24 protein-coding genes, 1 tRNA gene and 1 riboswitch are annotated in these 23,674 nt (G+C 64.0%); of the genes, 18 read left to right on the top strand and 7 right to left on the bottom strand.

Features of this window, described 5'->3' with window-relative positions:
* Window positions 1–19: 19 nt before the first annotated feature.
* Window positions 20–556 (bottom strand): ankyrin repeat domain-containing protein, encoded by a 537-nt coding sequence (locus Q7C30_RS06730; RefSeq protein WP_317871066.1) that lies wholly within the window; start codon window positions 554–556, stop codon window positions 20–22.
* A 61-nt stretch (window positions 557–617) separates the two neighbouring features.
* On the bottom strand, window positions 618–2,159 hold the full coding sequence (gene katB / locus Q7C30_RS06725) for a catalase KatB (RefSeq protein WP_317871065.1): 1,542 nt from the start codon (window positions 2,157–2,159) through the stop codon (window positions 618–620).
* Between the two features lie 257 nt (window positions 2,160–2,416).
* Here katB and Q7C30_RS06720 point away from each other — a divergent pair, with 257 nt between their 5' ends.
* Together Q7C30_RS06720 and nadA are read left to right on the top strand one after the other, a co-directional pair.
* Window positions 2,417–3,925, top strand: coding sequence for a YdgA family protein (locus tag Q7C30_RS06720; RefSeq protein ID WP_116888769.1), 1,509 nt, complete (start codon window positions 2,417–2,419; stop codon window positions 3,923–3,925).
* A 246-nt stretch (window positions 3,926–4,171) separates the two neighbouring features.
* Window positions 4,172–5,230, top strand: coding sequence for a quinolinate synthase NadA (nadA, locus tag Q7C30_RS06715; RefSeq protein WP_029611882.1), 1,059 nt, complete (start codon window positions 4,172–4,174; stop codon window positions 5,228–5,230).
* A gap of 40 nt (window positions 5,231–5,270) precedes the next feature.
* Here nadA and Q7C30_RS06710 read toward each other — a convergent pair whose 3' ends face one another.
* Window positions 5,271–6,704 carry a M48 family metalloprotease gene (locus Q7C30_RS06710; protein ID WP_295485898.1) on the bottom strand — a complete coding sequence of 478 codons (1,434 nt, stop codon included), beginning with the start codon at window positions 6,702–6,704 and terminating at the stop codon, window positions 5,271–5,273.
* A gap of 109 nt (window positions 6,705–6,813) precedes the next feature.
* Between Q7C30_RS06710 and Q7C30_RS06705 the strand changes: the two genes are divergently transcribed.
* Together Q7C30_RS06705 and Q7C30_RS06700 are read left to right on the top strand one after the other, a co-directional pair.
* Window positions 6,814–7,053: a sulfurtransferase TusA family protein gene (locus Q7C30_RS06705; protein WP_029611879.1), complete on the top strand. Its 240-nt coding sequence runs from the start codon at window positions 6,814–6,816 to the stop codon at window positions 7,051–7,053.
* A gap of 23 nt (window positions 7,054–7,076) precedes the next feature.
* Complete coding sequence (locus Q7C30_RS06700; protein ID WP_039579457.1) at window positions 7,077–8,147, top strand: AI-2E family transporter; 1,071 nt, start codon at window positions 7,077–7,079, stop codon at window positions 8,145–8,147.
* 50 nt (window positions 8,148–8,197) lie between these two features.
* Here Q7C30_RS06700 and Q7C30_RS06695 read toward each other — a convergent pair whose 3' ends face one another.
* Window positions 8,198–8,671 (bottom strand): peroxiredoxin, encoded by a 474-nt coding sequence (locus Q7C30_RS06695; RefSeq protein WP_317871064.1) that lies wholly within the window; start codon window positions 8,669–8,671, stop codon window positions 8,198–8,200.
* A 12-nt stretch (window positions 8,672–8,683) separates the two neighbouring features.
* Complete coding sequence (locus Q7C30_RS06690; protein ID WP_029611876.1) at window positions 8,684–9,241, bottom strand: glycine cleavage system protein R; 558 nt, start codon at window positions 9,239–9,241, stop codon at window positions 8,684–8,686.
* 258 nt (window positions 9,242–9,499) lie between these two features.
* On the opposite strand from Q7C30_RS06690, the gene dapA reads away from it, so the two are divergent.
* The 5 genes from dapA (at window position 9,500) to Q7C30_RS06665 (ending at window position 13,199) form a co-directional block, all read left to right on the top strand.
* Window positions 9,500–10,387, top strand: a complete 888-nt coding sequence (gene dapA, locus Q7C30_RS06685; protein ID WP_039579451.1) for a 4-hydroxy-tetrahydrodipicolinate synthase — start codon at window positions 9,500–9,502, stop codon at window positions 10,385–10,387.
* A 17-nt stretch (window positions 10,388–10,404) separates the two neighbouring features.
* Window positions 10,405–11,520, top strand: coding sequence for an outer membrane protein assembly factor BamC (gene bamC, locus Q7C30_RS06680; protein ID WP_029611874.1), 1,116 nt, complete (start codon window positions 10,405–10,407; stop codon window positions 11,518–11,520).
* Window positions 11,521–12,279, top strand: coding sequence for an MBL fold metallo-hydrolase (locus Q7C30_RS06675; RefSeq protein WP_029611873.1), 759 nt, complete (start codon window positions 11,521–11,523; stop codon window positions 12,277–12,279).
* A 29-nt stretch (window positions 12,280–12,308) separates the two neighbouring features.
* Window positions 12,309–13,019: a phosphoribosylaminoimidazolesuccinocarboxamide synthase gene (purC, locus tag Q7C30_RS06670; protein WP_039579444.1), complete on the top strand. Its 711-nt coding sequence runs from the start codon at window positions 12,309–12,311 to the stop codon at window positions 13,017–13,019.
* 90 nt (window positions 13,020–13,109) lie between these two features.
* Window positions 13,110–13,199 (top strand) — tRNA-Ser (locus Q7C30_RS06665).
* 151 nt (window positions 13,200–13,350) lie between these two features.
* Here Q7C30_RS06665 and Q7C30_RS06660 read toward each other — a convergent pair.
* A complete protein-coding gene (locus Q7C30_RS06660) occupies window positions 13,351–14,286 on the bottom strand; it encodes a cupin (protein WP_317871063.1) in 936 nt (311 codons plus the stop codon).
* A gap of 232 nt (window positions 14,287–14,518) precedes the next feature.
* On the opposite strand from Q7C30_RS06660, the gene hda reads away from it, so the two are divergent.
* The 3 genes from hda (at window position 14,519) to Q7C30_RS06645 (ending at window position 16,661) form a co-directional block, all read left to right on the top strand.
* Window positions 14,519–15,223 (top strand): DnaA regulatory inactivator Hda, encoded by a 705-nt coding sequence (gene hda, locus Q7C30_RS06655; RefSeq protein WP_029611863.1) that lies wholly within the window; start codon window positions 14,519–14,521, stop codon window positions 15,221–15,223.
* A gap of 121 nt (window positions 15,224–15,344) precedes the next feature.
* Window positions 15,345–15,986: a C40 family peptidase gene (locus Q7C30_RS06650; protein WP_317871062.1), complete on the top strand. Its 642-nt coding sequence runs from the start codon at window positions 15,345–15,347 to the stop codon at window positions 15,984–15,986.
* A 135-nt stretch (window positions 15,987–16,121) separates the two neighbouring features.
* Window positions 16,122–16,661, top strand: coding sequence for a C40 family peptidase (locus tag Q7C30_RS06645; protein WP_304483537.1), 540 nt, complete (start codon window positions 16,122–16,124; stop codon window positions 16,659–16,661).
* Window positions 16,662–16,698: 37 nt separating this feature from the next.
* Here Q7C30_RS06645 and Q7C30_RS06640 read toward each other — a convergent pair whose 3' ends face one another.
* A complete protein-coding gene (locus Q7C30_RS06640) occupies window positions 16,699–17,277 on the bottom strand; it encodes a hypothetical protein (RefSeq protein ID WP_029611861.1) in 579 nt (192 codons plus the stop codon).
* Between the two features lie 138 nt (window positions 17,278–17,415).
* A riboswitch (cobalamin riboswitch) is annotated at window positions 17,416–17,632 on the top strand.
* Between the two features lie 146 nt (window positions 17,633–17,778).
* Here Q7C30_RS06640 and cobO point away from each other — a divergent pair.
* The 6 genes from cobO to Q7C30_RS06610 are packed head-to-tail and all read left to right on the top strand — an operon-like array spanning window position 17,779 to window position 23,673.
* Window positions 17,779–18,390 (top strand): cob(I)yrinic acid a,c-diamide adenosyltransferase, encoded by a 612-nt coding sequence (gene cobO / locus Q7C30_RS06635; RefSeq protein ID WP_029611860.1) that lies wholly within the window; start codon window positions 17,779–17,781, stop codon window positions 18,388–18,390.
* A complete protein-coding gene (locus Q7C30_RS06630; RefSeq protein WP_317871061.1) occupies window positions 18,387–19,685 on the top strand; it encodes a cobyrinate a,c-diamide synthase in 1,299 nt (432 codons plus the stop codon). The genes cobO and Q7C30_RS06630 overlap by 4 nt, the downstream gene beginning before the upstream one ends.
* Entirely contained in the window at window positions 19,682–20,332 is a 651-nt protein-coding gene (gene bluB, locus Q7C30_RS06625) for a 5,6-dimethylbenzimidazole synthase (protein ID WP_317871060.1), read from the top strand. Before Q7C30_RS06630 ends, bluB begins: the two co-directional genes overlap by 4 nt.
* Complete coding sequence (gene cbiB, locus Q7C30_RS06620; protein WP_295485933.1) at window positions 20,329–21,237, top strand: adenosylcobinamide-phosphate synthase CbiB; 909 nt, start codon at window positions 20,329–20,331, stop codon at window positions 21,235–21,237. The genes bluB and cbiB overlap by 4 nt, the downstream gene beginning before the upstream one ends.
* Window positions 21,230–22,222: a threonine-phosphate decarboxylase CobD gene (cobD, locus tag Q7C30_RS06615; protein WP_317871059.1), complete on the top strand. Its 993-nt coding sequence runs from the start codon at window positions 21,230–21,232 to the stop codon at window positions 22,220–22,222. The genes cbiB and cobD overlap by 8 nt, the downstream gene beginning before the upstream one ends.
* On the top strand, window positions 22,219–23,673 hold the full coding sequence (locus tag Q7C30_RS06610) for a cobyric acid synthase (protein WP_317871058.1): 1,455 nt from the start codon (window positions 22,219–22,221) through the stop codon (window positions 23,671–23,673). The genes cobD and Q7C30_RS06610 overlap by 4 nt, the downstream gene beginning before the upstream one ends.
* The last annotated feature ends 1 nt before the right edge of the window (window position 23,674 follow it).

Genomic DNA, 23,674 nt, shown 5'->3' with positions numbered 1-23,674 from the left:
GCTCGCTCGGCGCTCCAGATCAGCGGCGCTGGCCGCCATTGAGCTCACCTCTGCTCAGGCTGTCCACGCTGTTGCCCAGTGCGTCCTGGGTTTGAAGGTCAGCGCCGTGCTCGGTCAATGCCTGCAGCAGATCCTGACGGTTGAACAAGGCGGCATACATGGCTGCGGTCTGGCCGGCGCCGTTGCGTTGGTCCGTGCTGCACGGCGCTTCGATCAGACGCCGAGCGATGCGGACTTCGCCCTTGAAGATCGCGCCCATCAATGCCGTGTTGCCGCGCGTATCCTGCGTGCACGGGTTGGCGCCGGCGTCTATCAGTTGCTCGACCGCCGCCAGGTGGCCATGGTAGGCGGCAAGAATCAGCGCGGTGTAGCCGGTGCTGTCCTGCACATCGAGGTCATAGTGCGCCTTGACGAACGCTTCGAGCATGGCCTGGTCGCCGCGCCGGGCAGCGTCCAGGAAATAGTCGCGCAGTTGATCCTGTACCGGCGGCGGGTCGCCGGCCTGAGCGCACAGCGCGCACAGGGACAGGCAGAGTGCAGTGGTCCATTTGAGCATGATGGGGCTCCTGCAAGCAGTGGAGGCCAGCCCGGCCAATCGCCAGGGCTGGCGCCTGAGGTCAGTCCTTCAACTGCGCTGCCAGGTCGCGCACGCGCTGCACGTCGGCTTTGGCCACTTTGGCCAGGCCCGTGCCGTAGTCACTGTCGGCTTTGTAGAAGTAAGAGAGCATGATGTAGCGGCTTTGCTCATCGGTGATCGCCAAGGCCTCGCCGAGGCTCTGGATCAGGTCCTCACGGTCTTTCTTGCTGTAGGAGCGGAACAATTCACCGGTCTGCTTGAAGTTCTGCTCGCGCTGGATCTTCGCCTGCTGGGTGCTACCGTTCAGGGGCATCTGCACGGCGCGGGCGTTGGCTTGTTCGTCCCGGGGTTGCAGACGGCTGGGTTGGTAGTTGACGCCGCTCTGGGTGTGGCCGGCATTCATCGCACCGTCCTGGTTGACGGTATTGACGTCGCTACGCGGGCGGTTGACCGGCAGGCTCAGGCCGTTGGCGCCAATGCGGTACATCTGGGTATCGGCATAGGCGAACAGGCGCCCCTGCAGCAGACGGTCTTCGGAGGGCTCGATGCCAGGCACCAGGTTCGACGGCGCCATGGCCACCTGTTCGGTTTCCTGGAAGAAGTTTTCGACATTGCGGTTGAGCACCATCTGGCCCACCTTGCGCTCGGGCACGTCAGGCCAGATCTTGGTGGCGTCCAGCGGGTCGAAGTCGAACTTGGCCAGGTCCTCGGGCTTGAGCACCTGGATGTACAAGTCCCACTTGGGGTAGTTGCCCTTGCCGATCGCCGTCACCAGATCGTGGGTCATGTGGCTGTAGTCGCGGGCCTGGATTTCGGCCACCTGCCGTGGGTCGAGGTTCTTTTGGCCTTGCAGGCTCTTCCAGTGGAACTTCACGTAATGCACGTCGCCTTTGGCGTTGACCAGTTTATAGGCGTGCACGCTGTTGCCATCCATCTCACGGTAGCTGGCCGGCGTGCCCTCATTGGAGTACAGCAGGGTCAGCGTACGCGTGGCCTCTGGTACGTGGGAGAAGAAGTCGAAGCGACGCGAGTCGTCGTCCAAGTTGGTGCGAGGGTCGGGCTTGAAGGCGTGGACCATGTCGGGGAACTTGATCGCATCGCGAATGAAGAAGGTCGGGAAGTTGTTGCCGACCAAGTCCCAGTTGCCGTCAGCGGTATAGAACTTGGTGGCGAAACCGCGTGGATCGCGCAGCGTTTCCGGCGAGTGGTTGCCATGCACAACACTTGAGAAGCGCACGAATACCGGGGTGTGCTCACCTTGGCGGAAGACTTTCGCCGAGGTCAGGTCGCTGAGGTCGGCGCTGGCCGTGAACTCGCCGTGGGCGCCAGTGCCGCGGGCATGCACCACGCGTTCTGGAATGCGCTCGCGGTCGAAGCGTTGCAGCTTTTGCAGCAACTGTACGTCCTGCAGCAGCACCGGACCATTGGCACCGGCGGTCTGTGAGTTCTGGTTGTCACCCACCGGCGCGCCGTTATCGCGGGTCAGTGGGGTGGCCTGGGCAGCGCTGCAGAACAGGCTGGCGCAGAAACTGGCCGTCAACAGCAGGCGGCTGGCGGGGTAGGGGGACGTCACGGGCTTCATGGCAGACACTCCTGAGGGTCATGGTCGTTGTTATGCAACGGCAACCTTAGGCAGCAGCGGTCAAGAAGCTAAATTGATTAAGCCAACCTTAGCGATAGATTTTTTTCATGTTGCGGTGTGATCTCATGTGGCGCCTCACATTTCAATAACAAAAACTGCGCTGCCTCACACCGTTTCGTTTACCGGGAATGCTACCCTTTGCGACCAGCGCGACTCGCGCACCTTCCCAGCCCTATGGACAGCAAACGGTTCTATTCATGAAGAAATCAGTAGGCATTCTCTCCGGCCTGGCCGTCGCCATCGCCGTCGTCACTACCGCCGGCGCTTGGTACACCGGCAAGCAACTGCCCGCCGAGCTGGAGCAATCCATCGCGCGCGGCAATGCGGAGCTGCAGAAGGCCCTGGTAGGCACCGGTGGCACCATGACCATCGAACTGGTCTCGCTGGAGCAGCACCTGTTCACCAGTCAGGCCCAGTACCGTCTCAAGGCCAATGACCTGCGCCTGAACGAAGGTGAGCCGGTGAGCTTCGAGGTGGGTGTCAATGACCACATCGAGCATGGCCCCTTCCCCTGGTCGCGGGTCAAGGTGCTCAAGCTGCTACCCGTGATGGCCGTGAGCAATAGCCAACTGCAGAAGGACGACACGACTGCACCCTGGTTCGCGGCCGCCAGCGACAAATCGCCGGTCGTCGGTCAGGTCACTCTGGGGTATGGCGGTGGCGTGCAAAGCGATATCCAGCTGGCGCCAGTCAAGCTCGACGAGGGCGACGGCAACGTCATGGACTTCGGTGGCATGCAACTGCTGCTCAAGGGTGACAAGGAAGGCAAGGACCTCGAGATCCACGGCGAGTCCCAGCGTCTGGACATGACGCTGGTGGGCGATGACCACCCGCCGGTGAAGCTGCAGATGAGCGGCTTCAAGATGGGCGGCGAGCTCGGCAAGTCCGATCACGACATGCTCTATCTGGGCCATCTGGACCTGTATCTGGCCAATCTGCAAGCCACCCTCGGGCCCAAGCAGGAGGTGCTGGTGCTCAAGGGGCTTGAGCAGAACAGCCTGTCCACCGCCGAGGGCAAGGATCGCGTGGGCGGGCGTGTGGAGTACAAGGTGTCCGATATCACCTATGCCGGTCGCCAGGTGGGCAGTGGCCAGATGGTCATGAGCATGAAGTCGATCAACATGGCAGCGGCGCAGGCACTGCTCGAGTGGTACCAGAGCAAGTTGCCGGAGCTTCAGGCAGCCGCTGCCCAGGGCGAAGGGCAAATGGCGCCGCAGATGACCCCCGAAGAAGAGGCCAAGGTGAAGGCCGATCTGCAGAAGCTGCTGGCCGACAAGCCTCAGTTCGCGCTGGAGGAACTGTCGTTCAAGACAGCCAATGGCCAGAGTCGCTTCAATCTGAGCATGGACTTCGCCAACCCCACCTCCTTCGACCTGCCGCCTGATCAACTGATCAAGCAACTGGTCTCGCGCCTGCAGAGCAAGTTGACGGTGTCGAAGGCGATGGTCAGCGACCTCACCACCCTGCAGGCGCTGCTCGACGGTCAGACCGACGCCCAGGCGATCGCCATGCAGTCCAGCCAGGCCGGCGAGATGCTTGGCGTGATGGCGTTGCAGAGCGGCATGGCCACTGTCGAGGGCAATGACGTGGTGTCGAGCCTGAACTACGCCGACGGCATGGTCGACTTCAACGGCAAGAAGATGCCGGTCGAGGAATTCGTCATGATGATGAGCGCGCAACTGGCAGTACTGTCGCCTCAAGGCTGATCGCTCAGGCGTTGTCTGGCGAGTCGCCTGTCCCCTACGGTGCAATGCCGCAGGGGGTGGGCGATTCAGTTGTCTGAAAAAGCGCTTTTGCATTGCCCCGATTGCCTGTAGCCTTCGCCGTCCGAATAACAATCCGTGCCCGCAGGTGGGCCGCGATGACCCGCCATCTGGGGTCTGCGGCACCTTTAGCCGATCTGCCAGGGCCGGGTGATACACTCGATCGACGCGCATGCAGGTCCAGCGATCATGACCCAGATTTCCGAACGTCTCCTGGTTCAAGCCCATCTTGACGCCAAGCAGCCCCATCCGCTGACGCCCGAGCAAGAGGCCGATTACCGTGCGGCCATCGCTGCCGAACTCAAGGCGCAGAACGCGGTGCTGGTCGCCCATTTCTATTGCGATCCCGTGATTCAGGCGCTGGCCGAAGAAACCGGTGGTTGCGTTTCCGACTCTCTTGAAATGGCCCGCTTCGGCAACAACCATCCGGCCGACACCGTGGTGGTGGCTGGGGTACGTTTCATGGGCGAGACGGCGAAAATCCTCACCCCGGAAAAGCGCATCCTGATGCCCACCCTCGAGGCGACCTGCTCGCTGGACCTGGGTTGCCCCGTGGAAGAGTTCTCGGCGTTCTGCGATCAGCATCCCGAGCGTACCGTGGTGGTCTACGCCAACACCTCGGCGGCGGTGAAAGCGCGCGCGGACTGGGTGGTGACGTCCAGTTGCGCCCTGGAAATCGTCGAGAGCCTGATGGACAACGGCGAGACGCTGATCTGGGGGCCGGACCAGCACCTGGGGCGCTACATCCAGAAGCAGACGGGCGCGGACATGCTGCTGTGGGACGGTGCCTGCATCGTCCACGAAGAGTTCAAGTCGCGGCAACTGGCCGATATGAAAGCGCTGTATCCGGACGCAGCGGTGCTGGTGCACCCGGAGTCGCCAGAGTCGGTGATCGAGCTGGCCGATGCGGTGGGCTCCACCAGCCAGTTGATCAAGGCTGCGCAGACCTTGCCCAATACCACCTTCATCGTCGCCACCGATCGCGGCATCTTCTACAAGATGCAGCAGTTGTGTCCGGACAAGGTCTTCATCGAAGCGCCGACCGCGGGTAACGGCGCAGCCTGCCGCAGTTGCGCGCACTGTCCGTGGATGGCGATGAACACCCTGGAGCGCACGCTGGACTGCCTGCGTCAGGGCAGCAACGAAATCTTCGTGGAGCCGGCGCTGATTCCCCGGGCTATCAAGCCGCTCAAGCGCATGCTGGACTTTACCCAGGCGGCGCGGATGAAGCTTTCCGGCAACGCCTGATCAGACGTGCAAAGGGCCGCTGAGCGGCCCTTTTCGTTGATCAGCGCATCATCTCCTTGACCATGCGCTGCTGCTCCATGATCTCCCGCTGCCGCTGGTCGATCTGCGAGGCCAGTGGGAAGTTGGTGCCCGCCCGGCGCTTGGCGAAGTCCAGTTGCTGAATCGCCTGGTCGAAATCTCCGACCAAGGTGAAGTATTCGGCCCGGGCCCGGTGCAGGCCAATGGTATTGCCCGACAGGCCACGTACCTCGGCCACGTCGTACCAGACATCCGGATCGTCCGGACGATTCTTCACCAGATCGTCCAGCACCTTTTCCGCTTCGGCCGGCTTGTTCTGCTTGACCAGCAGGTCGGCGCGTACCTGTTTGAGCGGGTAGTTCCCCGGATACAGGCCCTGCATGCGTTCGGCGCGCTGCTGGGCGTCGGCCAGGCGGTTGTTGGTGATGTCCAGGTCGATCTGCGCCAGATTGTAGGTAATGTCGTTGGGTGCCTTGGCCAGCAGCGGCTTGAGGTTCTCGCGCGCTTCGTTGAGCTGACCGCCCTTGATTTGCGCCAGCGCCAGACCATAGCGGGCGGCATCGAGGTTGGGGTTTTCATCGAGCTGGGCGCGGAAACGCTTGGCTGCAAGCCCTGGGGTGCCTTCGTAGGTCAGGGCGACGCGGGCGCGAATCAGTTGATAACGCATGCTGTCTTCGACGCCGCCCTTGGGCGCCTGTTCGGCGCGGTTGCGGGTGTCGGCGATGCGCGATTCGGTGACCGGGTGGGTCAGCAGGAATTCCGGGGGCTTGGCATCGTAGCGGTATTGCCGGGCCAGGCGCTCGAACATGCTCGGCATGTTGCGTGGGTCGTAACCGGCCTTTTCCAGATTGAGGATGCCGATGCGGTCGGCTTCCTGCTCGTTCTGCCGGGAGAAGCGTCGTTGTTCCTGCATGGCGGCCGCCTGGGTGCCGGCGATCACGCCGATGCCAGCATCGCCGCCACCGCCCGCGGCCAGCACGATACCGGCCAGGAGCGCGGCCATCATCGGCAACTGCATGCGCTGCTGGGCCTCCACGCCGCGGGCGAAGTGGCGTTGCGACAGGTGCGCCAATTCGTGGGCCAGCACCGAGGCATACTCGCCCTCGGTCTGGGCGTTGAGAAACAATCCGCCGTTGACTCCGACGATGCCGCCGGGCGCGGCGAAGGCGTTGAGCTCGCGGCTGTCGATGAGGATGAATTCCAGGCGGCGGTCCTGCAACTGGCTGGTTTCGGCCAGCTTGTACACGCTGGTCTCGACGTAGTCCTTGAGTTGTGGATCGTTGAGCTGATTGACCTGGCCACGCAGCAGACTCAACCAAGCGCGACCGAGCTGGTGTTCCTGCTGCGGCGAAACGATTGCGGAGCTGGCATCACCCAGCGACGGCAGGTCGTCGGCGTGGCCAGGAAGTGCCATCAGGCAGGCCAGCGTCAGCAGGGTGGGGCGCAGTAGGTTCATGCACGAAGCTCGCGTCGATCAAAGCGCTTACTGTAGCCCGCTCGCACCGCGCAGACCAGTGCAGGTATCCTAGCGGCCCTGCCTGTCGTCACACCCTGGAGCCCGCGCGATGACCGATACCCCGACCTGCGACGCCGAACTCGATGCCTGTGGGCTGAACTGCCCGCTGCCGCTGCTCAAGGCCAAGATGGCGCTCAATCGACTGGACAGTGGCGCAGTGCTCAAGGTGGTGGCGACCGACGCCGGTTCGCAGCGCGATTTCCGCACCTTTGCCCAGCTGTCCGGTCATAGCTTGCTGGCCGAGGCTGCCGAGTCCGGTGTCTACACCTATTGGCTGCGCAAGGCCTGAGTCTTTTTCTGCAAGGATCGTCAATGTTCAAGGTGCTTCGCGATTGGATGCAGCGCTACTTTTCCGATGAGGAAGCGGTGGTGTTGGCGGTCTTGCTGTTTCTCGCTTTCACGGTGGTGCTCACCCTCGGCGGCATGCTCGCGCCCGTGCTGGCGGGCATGGTGTTGGCGTTCCTGATGCAGGGGCTGGTCAATGCCCTGGAGCGCTTCAGGGTGCCCACGCGTGCGGCGGTGTGGCTGGTGTTTGCGCTGTTCCTCGGGGCGCTGGCGGTGGTTCTGCTGGTGCTGGTGCCGTTGCTGTGGCATCAGTTGATCACCTTGTTCAACGAATTGCCGGGCATGCTCGGCAAATGGCAGTCATTGTTGCTGCTGCTACCCGAGCGCTACCCGCATCTGGTCTCCGACGAGCAGGTGCTGCGGGCCATCGAGTCGGTGCGTGGCGAAATCGGCAAGTTCGGTCAGTGGGCGTTGACCTTCTCGTTGTCGAGCCTGCCGCTGTTGGTCAATGCCATGATCTACCTGGTGTTGGTGCCGATCCTGGTGTTCTTCTTCCTCAAGGACCGCGAGCTGATCGCCCGCTGGGTCAGCGGCTACCTGCCCCGCGAGCGGCGATTGCTGACCCGGGTGGGTGATGAAATGAACCGGCAGATCGCCAACTACATCCGTGGCAAGGGCATCGAGATCCTGATCTGCGGCAGCGCCACCTACATCGCCTTCATTACCTTGGGGCTCAACTACGCCGCGCTGTTGGCGTTGTTGGTGGGGTTGTCGGTGGTGGTGCCCTATGTGGGGGCGGTGGTGGTGACCGTGCCGGTCACGCTGATCGCATTGTTCCAGTGGGGCTGGGGCGATCAGTTCATCTACCTGATGGCGGTTTACGCGATCATCCAGGCGCTGGACGGCAACGTGCTGGTGCCGCTGCTGTTCTCCGAAGCGGTGAGCCTGCATCCGGTAGCGATCATCTGCGCGGTACTGCTGTTCGGCGGGTTGTGGGGTTTCTGGGGGATCTTCTTCGCCATTCCGCTGGCGACCCTGTTCAAGGCGGTACTCGACGCCTGGCCGCGGCAGGAGCCTACGGTGGCGCCGATGCTCTAGGGTCGGGGCGGCCGGGTGACGGGCTCACCCACCACCCGTGCGGGCTGCTCTTACGCCTTGCTCAGCGCCTGCGCGGCCGCCAGCACGGCATCCACATGCCCGGGCACCTTGACCCCGCGCCATTCCTGCCGCAGCACGCCGTGCTGGTCGATCAGGAAGGTGCTGCGATCGACGCCCAGGTATTCCTTGCCGTAGAGCTTCTTCAGCTTGATCACGTCGAAGAGCTGGCACAGCGTTTCGTCCTTGTCACTGATCAGCTCGAAGGTGAAGCCCTGCTTGGCCTTGAAGTTCTCGTGCGATTTGATGCCATCGCGCGAGACGCCGAAGATCACCGTGTTGGCGGCCTCGAATGCCGGCTGCAGGTCGCGGAAACCCTGGCCTTCGGTCGTGCAGCCCGGCGTGCTGTCCTTGGGGTAGAAATACAGCACCACCTGCTTGCCTTGAAGTTCCGACAACGTGACGGTGCGACCGCCTGTGGCCTGGGCCTGGAAGTCGGTGACGGGTTGATCGAGGGCTACGGCCATGGGCATGACTCCTTAGACAGGGTTCTGTGGGCGCCAGGGTTCGATCAGCGCATCCAGGTTCAAGGCGTCGGCGAAGTCCAGGAACTGGTCGCGCAGCCAGCTGATCTGCGTGCCGGCTGGCAGGATCACGGTGAACTGGGCATTGAGCATGCTGCTGCCCGTCTGCGGCGCCAGATAGGTGTCGCAGGTCATGGCGTCGAGTTCGACGCGGTGATCGAGGAAGAACTGGCACAGTTCGTTGACGATGTCCGGGCGGTAGGCGGCGCTGACGTAGGCGACGTAGGGCAGGGCTTGAGGGCGGACCTCCTGCTCGGCGCTGCGCACCACATCGAGGGTCAGGCCATGCTTCTTGCCCAGACCTGGCAAGGTCGTTTCAAGGCGAGCCAGGGCATCCCAGCTGCCGCCGACCTGCAGCACCAGGGCGCTGGTTTCGCCGTGGCGCGACAGGCGCGAGGTGACCACCGCGCAGCGGTTTTCAAAAGCCGCGCGGCTGAGGACATTGGCAAGCTCCATGGGATTGGGGCCCAGGGCACTGATGACGAGGAACTGTTCGCGGGGAGCGGTGGACATGCAGCATTCCTAAAGCGATGAGCGGTCGGCGCAGGACGACGGCAGGCCTGCTCGTGGTCGGTGTGGGTAGCGCCCGAGGACGCTGAAACACCGACTGAAGGCACCGTCGACAGCCCGGCGGGCTGCACTGCGCCGATCAAAGGGTCAAGGGTAGCGAAAAGCGGCGCCGAGGGGAATGCTCCGCCCGCCAGCTTCGCTTGTGCAAGGTCGATGGCGCCAGTACCATTACCGCTCTCTTTTTCCGGCAGGAGCAGGTTCATGATCGCGGGCAGTATGGTGGCACTCGTCACACCCATGGATGCACAAGGGCGTCTGGATTGGGAAAGCCTCGATAAACTGGTCGACTTCCACCTGGAAAAAGGCACTCACGCGATCGTTGCCGTCGGCACTACCGGCGAATCCGCCACCCTCGACGTCGAAGAACACATCCTGGTCATCAAACACGTGGTCGAGCGCGTCAAGCGCAGCCCGCGCCGCATCCCGGTGATCGCCGGCACCGGCGCCAACTCGACGGCCGAGGCCGTGCACCTCACGCAGAATGCCAAAAGCGCCGGAGCCGATGCCTGCCTGCTGGTCGTGCCGTACTACAACAAGCCGACCCAGGAAGGCCTGTACCAGCACTTCAAGCACATCGCCGAAGCCGTCGACATCCCGCAGATTCTGTACAACGTGCCCGGCCGCACCTCCTGCGACATGCAGGCCGAGACCGTGATCCGCCTGTCGAGCGTCAAGAACATCATCGGCATCAAGGAAGCCACGGGCGACCTGGCCCGTGCCAAGGCGATCATCGAAGGCGTCGACAAAGAGTTCCTGGTTCTGTCCGGCGATGATCCGACCGCTGCCGAACTGATCCTGCTGGGCGGCAAGGGCAATATTTCCGTCACCGCCAACGTCGCTCCGCGCGAAATGGCCGATCTGTGCGAGGCCGCCCTTGCGGGCAATGCCGAGAAGGCCCGCGAGATCAACGATCGACTCATGCCGCTGCACAAGAACCTGTTCTGCGAAGCCAACCCGATCCCGGTGAAATGGGCGATGGTTGAAATGGGTTTGATGCACAAAGGTATTCGCCTGCCGCTCACCTGGCTGAGCCAGGGTTGTCACGAACAAGTCCGTACTGCCTTGCGCCAGTCCGGCGTACTGGTTTAATCGAGGAAGTACACCGCATGAAGCGACTGGCTGGTCTTTCCGCTCTCGCCCTGATCATCTCCAGCACCAGTGGGTGCGGCTGGCTCTGGGGCGAAGATGGCTATTTCCGCGACCGCGGCAGCGATTACCTGCAGGCGCACTCCACTGCGCCCATGCAGCTGCCGCCGGACGCCACGCATGTCAAACGCATGGATCCGCTGCTGCCGATCCCGCGCAACGTGGCCGACGACACCGCCACCGGCGAGTTCGAGGTGCCTCGTCCGCAGCCGCTGTCGGCCAGCGCCGACGTCAGCGAGTTCACCCTGCAGCGCAGTGGCGCCAATCGTTGGGTGCTGGCTCAACGCTCGCCCGCCGAGGTCTGGCCGGTTACCCGCCAGTACTTCGAGGACAACGGCTTCCGCATTGCCGAAGAGCGCCCGCAGACTGGCGAATTCAATACCACCTGGCAGCGTTTCGATGAGCTGTCCGCCTCGCTCGGCCAGCGTCTGGCCAGCACCTCCAGCAGCCCGAACAGCGAAGTACGTGTACGGGTGCGCATGGAGCCGGGTGTGCAGCGCAACACCTCGGAAGTCTACGTGGTCAGCGTCGAGCGTCCGGCCGGCAGCAGTGCCGAGCCCGATTTCCCGAGCACGTCGAGCAACACGGGCGTCGATGCGCTGCTGGTCGACGAACTGCTGGCCAGCATGAACCGCAGCGCCGAGAAGGGTGGTTCGGTGTCGTTGCTCGCCGAGCGCGACTTCGACGTGCCCAGCCAGGTCAGCCTGACCGAAGACGGCAGTGGCAACCCAGTGCTGTTCCTCGGTTCCGACCTGGACCGCGCCTGGTCGGGCGTAGGTCGTGCGCTGGAGCAGGGCGAGTGGCGCGTCGAGGACATCAATCGCAGCCTGGGCCTGTACTACATCAACCTGTCCGAGAAACCCGAAGACAAGAACGATCAGCCCGGCTTCTTCAGTCGCCTGTTCGGCAGTGCGCCGAGCAAGGAAGAACGTGAAGCTCGCGCCGAGCGTTATCAGGTCCGCCTGAGCAAGGTGGGTGAGAACGTTCAGGTCACCGTCGAGAAGAACATCAACACCGTGGCACCGGCCGATGTGGCCCGTCGCGTGCTGAGCGCCATTCAGGACCGACTGGGCTAAGTGCGCTTCGCGGTACTGGGAAGCGGCAGCCAGGGAAATGGCACGCTGATCGCCAGCGACGACACATTCGTCCTGGTCGACTGCGGTTTCTCCCTGCGCGAAACCGAGCGGCGCCTGGCGCTGCTCGGGGTGTCGGCCGCACAGCTGAGCGCTGTGCTGGTGACCCACGAACATGCCGACCACGTGCATGGCGTTGGGTTGCTGGCGCGGCGCTACAATGTACCGGTGTACCTCAGCCAGGGCACGCTGCGCGGCATGCGCAAGCCGGTGGAGGTCGCCGGTTTTCTCGGTTGTGGCGACGTGCTGGAGGTCGGCAGCCTGCAGGTCAGCGCGGCGCGGGTCGAGCATGACGCGCAGGAGCCACTGCAGTACGTGGTCAGCGACGGCCGCCGCCGTTTCGGCATGCTCACCGACCTGGGAAGCTACGACACGCGCCTGTTGCAACGCTATGAAGGCCTCGACGCCTTGCTGATCGAAGCCAACCACTGCCGTGATCTGCTGGCGCGCGGGCACTATCCGTACTTTCTCAAGCAGCGGGTCGGCGGCAATCAGGGCCATCTGAACAACCATCAGGCCGCCAACCTGGTGGCCGAGCTGGGCTGGCGACACCTGCAGCATCTGGTGTTGGCCCACCTGAGCAGCAAGAACAACTTGCCACAACTGGCGCGTCAGTGCTTCGTCGACACCTTGGGGTGCGATCCGGACTGGCTCCAGGTGGCGAATCAGGAACACGGGCTCGACTGGCGCGAAATCGCCTAGCCCAACCATTCAAGCAAGCGGAGCCCATCATGGAAAAACGCGACGAACTTTACCGCGGCAAGGCCAAATCGGTGTACAAGACCGACGACGCCGACCGCCTGATCCTGCTGTTCCGTAACGATACCTCGGCGTTCGACGGCAAGCGCATCGAGCAGCTCGATCGTAAAGGCATGGTCAACAACAAGTTCAACGCCTTCATCATGCAGAAGCTCGAAGAAGCGGGCGTGCCGACCCAGTTCGACAAGCTGCTGGGCGACAACGAGTGCCTGGTCAAGAAGCTGGACATGATTCCGGTCGAGTGCGTGGTGCGCAACTATGCTGCCGGCAGCCTGGTCAAGCGTCTGGGCGTGGAGGAGGGCATCAAACTGGAGCCTTCCACCTTCGAGCTGTTCCTGAAGAACGACGAGAAGGGCGACCCCTTCATCAACGAATCTCACGTGGTGGCATTCGGCTGGGGCACCGCCGAGCAACTGGTGGAGATGAAGAAGCTGTCGCTGAAGGTCAACGACGTGCTGAGCAAGCTGTTCGACGACGCTGGCCTGCTGCTGGTCGACTTCAAGCTGGAATTCGGCGTCTTCCACGGCCAGATCGTACTGGGCGACGAGTTCAGCCCTGACGGCTGCCGTCTGTGGGACAAGGAAACCCGCAAGAAGATGGACAAGGACCGCTTCCGCCAGGGCCTGGGTGATGTCATCGAGGCGTACGAAGAAGTCGCCAAGCGTCTGGGCGTGCCGCTGTAATCTGCGCCTTCACGCAAGCGTCTGATACCACGCGAATTTTTTCAAAAAAAGTTTGCCAGAAACGAAAACGCTGGTATGATGCGCGCCACTGGAGAGATGCCGGAGTGGTCGAACGGGACGGATTCGAAATCCGTTGTACTGGCAACAGTACCTAGGGTTCAAATCCCTATCTCTCCGCCATACAGATAAAGCTCAAAACCCCTGATTTCAGCTATGAAGTCAGGGGTTTTGTGTTTTTGGGCTTGTAAGCGCCTCGTCGATGGTAACGGCTACGATCCACGCAGTGCGTGACCCTCCCTGCTGGCGGCCTCGACCGCGCAGAAAATAGACCTCAACTGAAACGAATGTCCAACGAGCGCAGGTAGGTTTGCAGGCCGGCGTCCTGGATCGGGATCAGGTAGGCATCCTGATCCTTGGATTCGTTGTAGTGGGCGTGCCAATAGCCCGGCGGCGTGACGAAGGCCAGGCCCGGCTGCCACTGCACGCGGGTCGGGTTGACGATCTGGCCGCTGTCGTCCAGCGCGGTGCCGACCAGGGTGTAGCAGCCTTCGGGGCAGTCGATGATGAAGTCCAGGGCCACCGACTGATGCCGGTGCGGTTTCTGCACGGCGCCGGCCGGAACGATACCGTACATGGCCCAGAGTACGTGGGTAACGGTGCGGGTCTGCGGGAAATGCTTGTTGCCCAGCAGAATGCTGACCCGGCTGCGATCAGCGGCGCGGGGGTCGTTGGCGGCCTCTTGAAGCTTGGCGTTGGCCACCTCGGCCGGGTAGAGCGTCGGTGCGAAGCGCTCGCTGCACGCTTTGACGCCGAGGTAGCGCAGTAGCGGCTCGTCGTGAACGTAGTACAGGCGCGCATCCTGGCTCGCTGTAAGCACCGTGTTGCGCAGGCCTGGCATGGTCATGAAGCTGCCGCGATTCCACTCGAATGACGCTTCGCCATAGGTGAAGCTGCCGGCGCCGTCGATCACATAGAGCACCTGCGACGTGGCGTTGGGCTTGAGGGTGAGGCTGTCGCCGGCATTGAGGCGGATGAAGTTGGCGCTCAGACCTGGGCTGGTCGCCGGGCCTTCGGTGCCCAAGCGATCGCTCAGGTCCAGGGCGACGATACGGCTGGCACCGTCGCTGTAGAGCGAACTGGGAAAAGTCTGGAAAGGTATCTGGGAAATCAGCTTGGCGGCGATGGGGTTGGCGGCCTTGCTGTATTCGAAGTATTCGGCATCCTCTACGGGAGCTTGCGACGGCGACAAGCGATGGATCGAGCTCATGGGCCTCTCCTCACGGTATTGGGATGGCAGTTGGTTTGAGTAGCGTAGAACAGATGCTCGCAAACCGGCGTCGGACGGGCTCAACAGCATGCCCGAAGTGCCTGATAACTGGCGCAAACCGTTGATTTAGCTTGGGGTATTGGGTTGCCCGATTGTGCCGCCCGTCCGCCAGGTATAGACTTTGCACACTTTCACCAAAGGTCCCCTTTGGTCCTCGCGACCGCCAGCCAGCATGAAACCGATCCAGTTGCCCCTGGGTGTGCGCCTGCGCGATGACGCCACCTTCATCAACTACTATCCGGGCGCCAATGCCGCAGCATTGGGCTATGTCGAGCGGCTGTGCGAAGCGGACGCCGGCTGGACCGAGAGTCTCATCTATTTGTGGGGCAAGCAGGGGGCAGGGCGCACGCACCTTTTGCAGGCTGCCACTCACCGCTTCCAGCAACTCGGCGAGCCGGCGGTGTACCTGCCGCTGGCGCAATTGCTCGAGCGTGGCGTGGAGTTGCTCGATCACCTGGAACAGTACGAGCTGGTGTGCATCGACGACCTGCATGTGATCGCCGGCAAGGCCGATTGGGAAGAGGCGATGTTCCACCTGTTCAATCGCCTGCGCGACAGCGGCAGGCGCCTGTTGCTGGCGGCCTCCAGTTCGCCGCGTGAGCTGCCGATCAAACTCCCCGATCTCAAGTCGCGACTCACCTTGGCGCTGGTGTTCCAGATGCGCGCCTTGTCCGACGAAGACAAGCTGCGCGCTTTGCAATTGCGTGCCTCGCGGCGCGGTCTGCACCTGACCGACGAAGTCGGACACTTCATTCTGACCCGTGGCACGCGCAGCATGAGTGCGTTGTTCGATCTACTCGAACGTCTCGATCAGGCCTCCTTGCAGGCCCAGCGCAAGCTGACCATCCCCTTCCTTAAAGAGACGCTTGGCTGGTAGTTCTGGAGGTCGCCGACGCCTTAGAACACAGAAGTCACATTTTCTTCGATAAAATTTGCAAATGATTCCGATAGAAGGCATAGTTTCCCCCTTCCAACGGATCCCAGACACGGTCGTGCCCATGCTGAAGCGCTTCGCACCCCTCGTGCCCCTCGCACTCGTGACCCTGCTTTTTGGCTGCGCGGCCCAAGGCCCAGCTTCCCAGCCCCAGGATCGCCCCTCGGTGACCGCGCAGAGCGCGGCCAAAGCCAAGGCTTCGCACTCGTCGGTGTTCGACGAGGAAGACCTGGCCACCGAAGAAGACCTCCAGGCCTTTTCCCGCAACAGCAAGCCCTACGAGCTCCCGGTGCTGGCTGACAGCATTCTCGAGCGTGGCATGGCGCTGATCGGCACCCGCTATCGCTTCGGTGGGACCTCGGAGCAGTCCGGTTTCGACTGCAGCGGCTTCATCGGCTACCTGTTCCGCGAAGAGGCGGGCATGAACCTGCCACGTTCCACCCGCGAGATGATCAACGTTGACGCCCCCAAAGTGGCGCGCAACAAGCTCAAGCCAGGCGACCTGCTGTTCTTCAGCACCAATGGCCGTGGCCGTGTCAGTCACGCCGGCATCTACCTGGGCGACAACCAGTTCATCCACTCCAGCAGCCGCCGCAGCGGTGGCGTGCGCATCGACAGCCTCGGTGATCGCTACTGGAGCAAGACCTTCCTCGAAGCCAAGCGCGCCTTGGCCATGGCACCGACCACCACGTTGTCACGAAACTAATAGCACTTTGCTGTACTCTCAACACGGCGACTGGCTGAAAAGCGAGTCGCCGTGCGCATTTACGAATAGCGTCTAATCTAAATTCTCAACTCTTTCATCGGCTGCGGCCGATCGGTTTCAGACAGGTTCTGACCCATGGCGATCATGACGCGCTTCGCATTCCTCTCGATGGTGGCCCTGCTCGCCGCCTGTTCCAGCCGTGCTCCCACTCCGCCACCCGCCGTCAAGCCGCCGGTGGTCTTCGTCGATCAACCGTCCTCTTCGCCTGTGGCCGACGATGTGCTGATCCGTGCCATCGGCCTGGTGGGCACGCCCTACCGCTGGGGCGGCAATACCCCGGACTCGGGCTTCGATTGCAGTGGTCTGATCGGCTATGTGTATCGCGATGCGGCAAACATCAGCCTGCCGCGTTCGACCCGCGAGATGATCGTCATGCGCGCGCCGACGGTGAACATCAACGCGCTGCAGTCGGGCGATCTGGTGTTCTTCGCCACCGCGGGTGGTTCGCGGGTGAGCCATGCCGGCATCTATGTGGGCGAGGGGCGTTTCGTGCATGCGCCGTCCAGCGGTGGCACCGTGCGCCTGGACTACCTGTCCAACAGCTACTGGTCCAGGGCCTACCTGCAGGCCAAACGAGTGCTCAATCCCTCGGGCCATCTGGCTCAGAATCCCTAGCGGGTGGATGTGGGGCCGCTGACCGGCCCCTAGTGCTTCACGCCTGCTTGATCAACACTGCCACACCCGGGTGATACTGCCCTGCCTCGTTGTGCAGCTTGCGATAAGCGTAAGGGAAGTACCAGGCGATGGCGCAGGCCGTGTGCTTGCTCAGGTCGTCGACCATGTCCTGCAACTCTTCCGGGCTGGCATGCTGCCCGGCCTTCCACGGACTGACGAACAGCGCCCCCGCCTTGAACTGGCTGGGGTAGACCGACAGGCGCGCCAGTGCGGCGGTTTCTTGCAAGGCGGTGGCGAGGTCCAGTCGGGCGATCTTTGGCCAACGCTGCGCGGTTATCAAATGCAGGGATTGTTCGGCATCGGCGATGCACAGGTCGCAACGTCCCTCGCGGTCACCTTCGTCACGTTGTTTCTTGCCCTGATACTGCTGCAGCGCGACACGCTCGGCCTGCCAGGCGGCAGCGGCCAGCAGTCCGGCATTGGCCTGGGCGCCATGCCAGTAGGGGGCGTCGCTTTCACCGTGGATCTGATTGAAGCGGTCGATGCATTCGACCCAGCGCTCGAATACCGGTCGTAGGAACTCCAGGTGTGGGTTGTGGATGATCAAGCCTTGCATGACGCGTTCTCCTTTTATTTATGATCGCGTTCAGCTGATTGATGGCTACGTGATATCACTGCCTTATCCTTGAGACAAGCACCCCGAAGACTCGTTCGTCATCCGTGTTCAATTGACGCTCCCGGTGCAACCCTCTAACCTTCGCCGCGTGTTTCAGGTGCTCTGCGGACAGCCTCCGGCAGAGTGAAACTGGGAAGCCGGTGGGCGCCGCAGGGCGCGAATCCGGCGCTGCCCCCGCAACGGTAGGTGAGTCAAGGCCGCGCATGGCCACTGGGCAGAGTCCGGGAAGGCGCGCGGTTTCGGGCCAGAGCCCAACTCACGAGCCCGGAGACCGGCCTGTCACTGCCAACGGCATCACGGAGGGTGATGCGCGCGGTCCCGTGGTCTGTCCGCGGCCATTGCGTGCTCCCGTCTGCGCCTGCCTGCCTTGATTACCTGTCGCTGCCTGGTGCCCACCCGCGAGTGCCCGACCGGCGCGTCGACAGCTTGCGGAGTACCCACATGAGCGAATCCCCCGAACGCGACGAACGCCACCTGGCGCGCATGCAGCGCAAGAAGGCGGTGATCGACGAACGCATCGCCAACTCCCCCAACGAATGCGGCCTGCTGTTGGTGCTCACCGGCAACGGCAAGGGCAAGAGCAGCTCGGCGTTCGGTATGCTCGCCCGCGCCATGGGCCACGGCATGCAGTGCGGTGTGGTGCAGTTCATCAAGGGCCGTAACAGCACCGGCGAAGAGCTGTTCTTCCGGCGGTTCCCCGAGCAGGTGCGTTATCACGTGATGGGTGAGGGCTTCACTTGGGAAACCCAGGACCGTCAGCGTGACATCGCTGCCGCCGAAGCCGCTTGGGAGGTGTCACGCGCGCTGCTGCAAGACCCTGGCGTGCAGTTCGTGGTGCTCGATGAACTCAACATCGCTCTCAAGCATGGCTATCTGGAGCTGGATCAGGTCCTGTCCGATATTCAAGCACGGCCACCGATGCAGCATGTCATCGTCACCGGCCGCGGCGCCAAGCCGGAAATGATCGAACTGGCCGATACCGTCACCGAGATGGGTATGCTCAAGCACGCCTTCCAGGCCGGAATCCGCGCGCAAAAAGGCGTCGAGCTGTGACCCCAGGCACTCGGCAATGCCCGGCGGTGCTGATCGCAGCCCCTGCCTCCGGCCAGGGCAAGACCACCGTCACCGCCGCCCTGGCGCGTCTGCATCGCAACCTTGGACGCCGGGTTCGAGTGTTCAAGTGCGGGCCCGACTTTCTTGATCCTATGATCCACGAGCGGGCCAGCGGCGCGCCGGTGTACCAGTTGGACATGTGGATGATCGGCGAGGCCGAAAGCCGTCGCCTGTTGTGGGAGGCGGCTGCCGATGCCGACCTGATCCTGATCGAAGGTGTGATGGGCCTGTTCGACGGCACGCCCTCGAGCGCCGATCTGGCGCGGCATTTCGGCGTGCCGGTGCTGGCGGTGATCGACGGCACTGCCATGGCCCAGACCTTTGGCGCCCTGGCCTTGGGTCTGGCGCGCTATCAGCCCGACCTGCCGTTTGCCGGCGTGTTGGCCAACCGCGTAGGCAGCCTGCGCCACGCGCAGCTGCTCGAAGGCAGCCTGACCGAAGGCCTGCGGTGGTACGGTGGGCTTTCCCGCGAGCGCGGCATCGAGCTGCCCAGTCGTCATCTGGGGCTGGTCCAGGCCAGCGAGCTGAACGACCTGGACGCACGCCTGGATGCCGCTGCCGAGGCGTTGGGCGCCAGTTGCGATGCAGCCCTGCCACCACCGGTGAGTTTCGTCGAACCGCCAGCCCAGCGGCGGCAGGCCAGCTTGGCCGGCGTGCGCATCGGCGTGGCCCGCGACGAGGCTTTCGCCTTCCTCTATGGCGCCAACCTCGATTTACTGCGCGACCAGGGCGCCGAACTGGTGTTCTTTTCGCCGCTGCATGATAGCCAGTTGCCGATGGTCGACAGTCTGTATCTGCCAGGTGGCTACCCCGAGCTCCATCACCTTGCCCTGGCGGTCAACACGCCGATGTGCCAGGCGATCCGTGCCCATCATGCGCAGGGCAAGCCGTTGCTCGCCGAATGTGGTGGCATGCTTTATCTACTCGAGACCTTGACCGACGTCTCCGGCGAGCGCGCCGAGCTGCTCGGCCTGCTGCCCGGCGAAGCGGTGATGCAGAAGCGCCTGGCCGCACTGGCGCTGCAGACGGTCGAGTTGCCCGAGGGTGCGCTGCGTGGCCACACCTACCATCACTCGCTGACCAGCACCGACCTGGTTCCCATCGCCCGGGGCCAGAGTCCCAACGGCGGACGCGGCAACGAAGCAGTCTATCGACAGGGCCGGCTGACGGCCTCTTACGTGCACTTCTATTTCCCTTCCAATCCAGAGGCGGCGGCGGCGCTGTTGCGACCATGAACCCACATGCCTTCAGTGCGGCCGAGCGCGCGGCGGTCTATCGCGTCATTGGCGAGCGTCGCGACATGCGTCACTTCATCGGCGGCGAGGTGGCGCCGACGCTGCTCGCCCGGCTATTGGCGGCCGCGCATCAGGCACCCAGTGTCGGTCTGATGCAGCCGTGGCGTTTCCTCCGCATCAGCCAGCCCGCGCTGCGCGCGCGCATCCAGGCACTGGTCGAGCAGGAGCGAGTGCTCACCGCCGAGGCGCTCGGCGAGCGCTCCGACGACTTCATGAAACTCAAGGTCGAGGGCATCGGCGAGTGCGCTGAAGTGCTGGTCGCGGCCTTGATGGATCAGCGTGAGCCGCACATCTTTGGCCGTCGCACGCTGCCGGAAATGGACTTGGCCTCGATCGCCTGCGCCATCCAGAACCTGTGGCTGGCCGCCCGCGCCGAGGGGCTGGGCATGGGCTGGGTGTCGCTGTTCGACCCGCAGGCGCTGGCCGAACTGCTGGGCATGCCGGCCGGTGCCCAGCCGGTGGCCGTGCTGTGCCTGGGCCCGGTGGCGCAGTTCTACGAGGCGCCGATGCTGGTACTGGAGGACTGGACCCGCGAACGCCCGCTGAGCGAGATGCTCTACGAGAACCAGTGGGGGACCCCGGCATGAGCATCGCCTTGCTGACCGTGGCGGGCGTCGCGCTGGACGCGCTGCTGGGCGAGCCGCAGCGACGCCATCCATTGGTGGCCTTCGGCAACTTCGCCGCCCGTTTGGAGCAGCGCCTGAACGCCGGCGGACGGGGGTGGCGCAGCCATGGGGTCAGCGCCTGGTTCCTGGCGGTGGTGCCGCTGACCCTGCTGGCGCTGATCCTGTCCTGGCTGCCGGTCATCGGCTGGCTGGTGGAAGCCTTGGCATTGTACTGCGCGCTGGGCATGCGCAGCCTGGGCGAGCACGTGCTGCCAGTGGCCCAGGCCCTGCGCCAGGGTGACCTGGACGAAGCGCGGCGGCGCGTGGGCTACCTGGTCAGCCGTGAAACCGCCGAACTGGATGCTCCCGCCGTGGCCCGCGCCGCCACCGAATCGGTGCTGGAAAATGGCAGTGATGCGGTGTTCGCCGCGCTGTTCTGGTTCGTCGTGGCCGGTGCGCCCGGTGTGGTGCTGTATCGCCTGAGCAATACCTTGGATGCCATGTGGGGCTACCGCACGGCGCGCTTCGAGCGCTTCGGCTGGGCGGCGGCGCGCATCGACGATGCCCTGAACTATGTGCCCGCTCGTCTGGTGGCGCTGACCTACGCGCTGCTCGGCAAGACCCGTCTGGCGCTGCGCTGCTGGCGCAACCAGGCGCCGCACTGGGACAGCCCCAATGCCGGCCCGGTGATGGCCGCCGGCGCCGGTGCCCTGGGTGTCGAGCTGGGTGGCCCGGCGGTGTATCACGGCGAGCTGCACGACCGTGCGCGGCTGGGTGAAGGGCTGGCGGCCGACGCCGACGCCATCGAGCGTGGCTGGAGCTTGGTGCAGCGCGGTGTCTGGCTGTGGTTGCTGGTAATCTGCCTGGGAGCCTGGCTGTATGCTTGAACACGGTGGACGTTTGTTGCGCGCGGTGCGCGAATACGGCATTGCGCGTCAGGACTGGCTCGACCTGTCCAGCGGCATCGCGCCATGGTCATTCCCCATTCCTGAAGTACCGGCGCAGGCCTGGGCGCGGCTGCCTGAAGTCGAGGACGGCTTGGAGCAGGCGGCGCGCAGCTACTACGGCGTGGCGCAACTGCTTGCCGTGGCCGGTTCGCAGGCAGCGATCCAGGCGCTGCCGCCACTGCGCCCGCGAGGTCGGGTCGGCGTGCTCTGGCCCTGTTACGCCGAGCATCCGCAGGCCTGGCGCCAGGCCGGACATCGCCTGCTGGAGCTCGACGAAACCCAGGTCGAGGACGCCCTGGACAGCCTCGATGTGCTGGTGCTGGTCAACCCCAACAACCCGACCGGACGCTGCGTGTCGCGCGAACAGTTGCTCGACTGGCATGCGCGTCTGGCCCGGCGCGGCGGTTGGCTGGTGGTGGACGAAGCGTTCATGGACAACACGCCGGCCCTCAGCGTGGTCGATCAGGCCGGGCGCGCCGGGCTGATTGTGTTGCGCTCGTTCGGCAAATTCTTCGGCCTGGCCGGTGTGCGGCTGGGTTTCGTGATGGCCGAAGCACCGCTGCTGCAAGCACTGGCCCACGCGTTGGGGCCTTGGACGGTCAGTGGCCCGGCCCGTATCGTCGGCCAGGCCTGCCTGGACGACGTCGAGCAGCAACGGGCGCAGATCGAGCGCTGTGCTCAGGCCAGCGCGCGACTCGCCACGCTGCTCGAGGGCTGCGCGTTGCCGGTCAGCGGCGGTTGCGACCTGTTCCAGTACCTGCGCCATCCATGCGCCGCGCAGTTGCAGGACTTCCTCGCCCGTCGCGGTATTCTCGTGCGCCTGTTCGAGACGCCCTCGGCGCTGCGCTTCGGCTTGCCTGCCGATGCGGCGGACGAACAGCGCCTGCGTCAGGCCTTGCAGGCTTATCACAAGGAATCGGCATGACGACCCTCATGGTGCAAGGCACCACTTCCGATGCTGGCAAGAGCACGTTAGTCACCGCGCTGTGCCGCTGGCTGCTGCGCCAGGGCGTCGCCGTGGTGCCCTTCAAGCCACAGAACATGGCCCTCAACAGCGCCGTGACCGCCGACGGCGGCGAGATCGGCCGGGCCCAGGCGGTGCAGGCCCAGGCCTGCAACCTGGCTCCGCACACCGACATGAACCCGGTGCTGCTCAAGCCCAACAGCGATACCGGCGCGCAGGTGATCGTCCATGGCCGCGCGGTGACCAGCATGAACGCGGTCGCCTACCACGACTACAAAGCCATCGCCCTGCAAGCGGTACTGGCTTCGCACCAGCGCCTGAGCGCGGCTTATCCCGTGGTGATGGTCGAAGGTGCCGGCTCGCCGGCCGAGATCAACCTGCGGGCCGGCGACATCGCCAACATGGGCTTCGCCGAGGCGGTGGACTGCCCGGTGATTCTGGTCGCCGACATCAACCGCGGCGGGGTCTTCGCCCATTTGGTCGGCACCTTGGAACTGCTTTCGCCGAGCGAGCAGGCGCGGGTGAAAGGGTTCGTCATCAACCGCTTTCGCGGTGACATCGCCTTGTTGCAGCCGGGGCTGGACTGGTTGGAGCAGCGCACCGGCAAGCCGGTACTGGGGGTGTTGCCCTACGTCACCGACCTGCACTTGGAAGCCGAGGACGGCATCGATCGACGCCAGTCGACCAAGGGCGATCGGCTGCTCAAGGTGATCGTGCCGGTGCTGCCGCGCATCAGCAATCACACCGACTTCGACCCGTTGCGCCTGCACCCGCAGGTGGACGTGCAGTTCATCGGCCCCGGCCAACCGATTCCGCCGGCCGACCTGATCATCCTGCCCGGCTCCAAGAGCGTACGTGGCGACCTCGCCCAGTTGCGCGCGCGTGGCTGGGAGCGCGCCATCGCCCGTCATTTGCGCTACGGCGGCAAGCTGATCGGCATCTGTGGCGGCTTGCAGATGCTCGGCCGGCACGTGCACGATCCGCTGGGCCTGGAAGGTCCGGCCGGGAGCAGCGAGGGCCTGGGGCTGTTCGACTACGCGACGGTGCTGGAAGCCGACAAGCAGTTGCGCAACGTCAGCGGCGTGCTGAGCCTGGAACAGGCGGCGGTGAGCGGCTACGAGATCCATGCCGGCGTCACCCAGGGCCCGGCGCTGGAGCAGCCTGCACTACGGCTGGCCGATGGCCGCGCCGACGGTGCCCTGAGTGCCGACGGGCAGATCATGGCGACCTACTTGCATGGCCTGTTCGAGGGCAGCGATTCGTGCGCGGCGTTGCTGCGCTGGGCCGGGCTCGAGGCGGTCGAGCGCGTCGACTACCACGCCTTGCGCGAGCGCGACATCGAGCGTTTGGCCGACCTGGTCGAACAGCATTTGGATACCGCGCATCTGCGTGCACTGTGTGGAGTCGCCTGAC

Origin of the sequence: Pseudomonas sp. RAC1, assembly GCF_030658255.1 — a bacterium.
In the GTDB taxonomy this organism is placed as follows: Bacteria; Pseudomonadota; Gammaproteobacteria; order Pseudomonadales; family Pseudomonadaceae; genus Aquipseudomonas; species Aquipseudomonas boreofloridensis.
Note: the sequence above shows the minus strand (reverse complement) of the source record. Positions and strands in the feature narration are given on the sequence as shown.